This window comes from Dissulfurimicrobium sp. (assembly GCF_049968175.1).
GTDB classification, from domain to species: domain Bacteria; phylum Desulfobacterota; class Dissulfuribacteria; order Dissulfuribacterales; family Sh68; genus Dissulfurimicrobium; species Dissulfurimicrobium hydrothermale.
The window spans coordinates 1-2,654 of the sequence record NZ_JBMFRG010000106.1 but is presented as its reverse complement, the minus strand read 5'-3'; the positions used below and the strand labels follow the sequence as shown (position 1 = coordinate 2,654).

The 2,654-nt window shown below is 52.8% G+C and carries 1 protein-coding gene; it reads right to left on the bottom strand.

Annotation, left to right across the window (positions count from 1 at the left end):
* Positions 1-2,654 (bottom strand): pilus assembly protein (locus ACP5SG_RS09575; protein ID WP_428124056.1); only part of this gene is annotated, 2,654 nt, incomplete at both ends.

The following is a 2,654-nucleotide window of genomic DNA, read 5'->3' as shown; positions in this document are numbered from 1 at the left end:
TCGTTTCTTTCAAGGTCAATGGTGGCGTTCTGAAGAGATCCTGCAAAGGCATTGGTAATACCTGTATCTATCGTTCGGAGAAGCGCCCCAGTCTTCATATCCAGGATAAAGAGTTTGAGGTTTTGGTCGGATACCGCCTTGAATTCATGGGAACCTGTATCTATGGGCCCGGTCGGGCCGGATGCAATGACTGCAAACCACCTGCCATTATTGTTCCTGTTACCCTCCCTGACTATTGCAGGTGCGATATTGGTAAATCCAAGCGATGGATCGGTGAACTCCCACAAAAGCATCCGGTCAGGATTATCTTGATTTGTCACATCCAGTGCGAAATAGGATGACATCCCCACTGGATTGCCTGATGAATCCAGCAGAGGCGCGCCAACCTTTGTGGTCGGATTGGGATTTTGGCAGGTCTGGTTGCCCTGACAATCGGTGTCAACATCACAAGGTGTGCCATTGATATTCCCGTTACAGGTCTTTTTTATCGATGCCCCGCCGAATCCCATGCTCCCCATTACAACTGTACTCCAGCTTGTATTGGTCAGATCAAGATTGCCGCCAGCTTGGGTTGTAATCTTTGGGCAGTCCCAGTAGTTGGCCTGGCTGCATGTTGATGGCTTGTTTATGCTCGCATCCACCAGGGTAATCGGCCCGTCTACCATGTAGAAGTGGCAGTAGTTGGGGTTAGAGAGATATTGCAGATATGGCAGGACGTTTTTAGGTATGAACGCCCAGATCTCGGCCCCGATCCCACCAGTGCCGGTTCCACCGGTAAGCATCGCCTTCTGCCATTGTTGTTGTGCAGGGGTAGTCCACGTCTGCGCCAGCGTGCCCAATCTGAAGGCATGGAGCATCCCGTCGTTCGCCCCGACAAAGACGCGGCCCCTGTTGGCGTAATCATTGCTGTTTACAAAGTCAGAATAGGTTTGATCGTTATAACCCGATGGAGCAGGCAGATGGTAATTGTTCAGAGGGCTTGGCCCCATGATGCGCGGTGTGGAGTTTATGATGTCTCCAAGCTTCCAGACATTAGTCTCCCCTGTATCAATAGTTCCGTTGTTGTTGATATCTATCGAGACGGTCCTGTTCCTGCCGATTGCCGTACAATCGGAACAACCGGAGCAAGCAAGCCCTGTGGACGCGCAGACCTGATCATATCCACGGATGTAGTTTATTATCTTTTTTGCCGCTGGATCAGAGCCAGCCATTAGGTAAGGCGCAAGAGTAGAAGAGTTAGAGGTGGAAAATGGAATTATTCCTGTGTTTTTATCCACCCATGTCTTGATCCACCTGCTCGACGGATCGGTCCACCAGAGATTGAACCCTGCCCGCCAGATGGCCTTTGCATCTTCTATTGGCACCGTGTCGATGTTTGTGTCGCAGCTTCCGTTTCCATCCGTATCTTGGCATCTCGATTCCATGGTCTTCTGCTGGCTGTTGTCAAAATAGAAGTTCGCAATGTAGTCATTTTTCAGATCAAGCAGTGTGTATGGAGGAGAGGCCGTATCGCCTTCCCTGACCGTATCCTCCCTTATCTGCGAATAGGTAAAGTATGGATCCATATAATACCAGTAGTTCATCAGGTCGCTTATCCAGGATATCTCTGTCTGTCCGAAGGTACGTTTGGGATAAAAGAGTGCCTGGATGAGGTTGGCGCCGCTGCCCTCGCTGGACGAAAGCACTGAGACGGCCGTACCGGATGAGGCCCGACGGAGGATGTCAAGGATCGCGTTCATGATGGTGTCTTTTATGCCCTGTGCATCCGAGGCGTTGTAAAAGGTGTCGGGTACGCTATCCCTGTTGGCATCCCAGTCGGGCGATGACGCAGGCAGCGGCGTGCATCCACTGCCTTTGCCGCTTCCACAGTCGTCCATGTAGCAGGCGCCTTGCGGATAGCCTGCCAGGCTGTCGGGCCAGGTCCTTCCAGCCGTGTTGAACGAGCCGTACATGGCCACGTTCTTGAGTGCTGTCTCGCCTGTGCCGCCCAGGAAAAGACCTATGGCGTAAACGGCGTTTACATTGGTTTGGATGTTGGTTGCAAGGTTTGTGAAGCCCTCGTGCATCTGATAGGCGGGCATGACGGGGTCGGATGGACTGCCAGAACACCCGGGAGTATTCCACTGCCCGTCCGACATCAGGATCGTGAAGTTCTTGGCGCAAGGAACAAGTGAGCAGTTAGTCCCGCCTCCATCGCATACATACATGGGGTCTTTCCATCTGTCGCCGCTTCCTGATTGTGGGGCCAGGCCGCCGTATTGAGGGGCGGTCTGCCTGAAATAGTTAAGGGTATCCCACATGGCCGGGCCTGTGGGCGTGCCTCCGCTGGGAGTAGAGGAGTTTATAGAGGTAATGAGGTTCATATAGGGGAATTGGGTGCTGGTGCTGTTCGGCGCGGTAAAGTCACCTATATAGACCTTGCCATCGCTTCTTATGCCGGAGCCGCTGAAAAACATCGCGCCTATCCGGGGCCTCAGGCTCATATTCTCGAACTGGAACACGAGCCCGCCGTACACCCTGCTCCACGGGACCTTTACCTTTTGACCTCCATCAGTCAGGAGGATACATCCTCCTATGGTGTTGTTGCATACCGAGCCGACCTTGCCTGAATTGCCAGGTTGCTGCCACAGCTCAGGGTCGCACTGATTTTTATC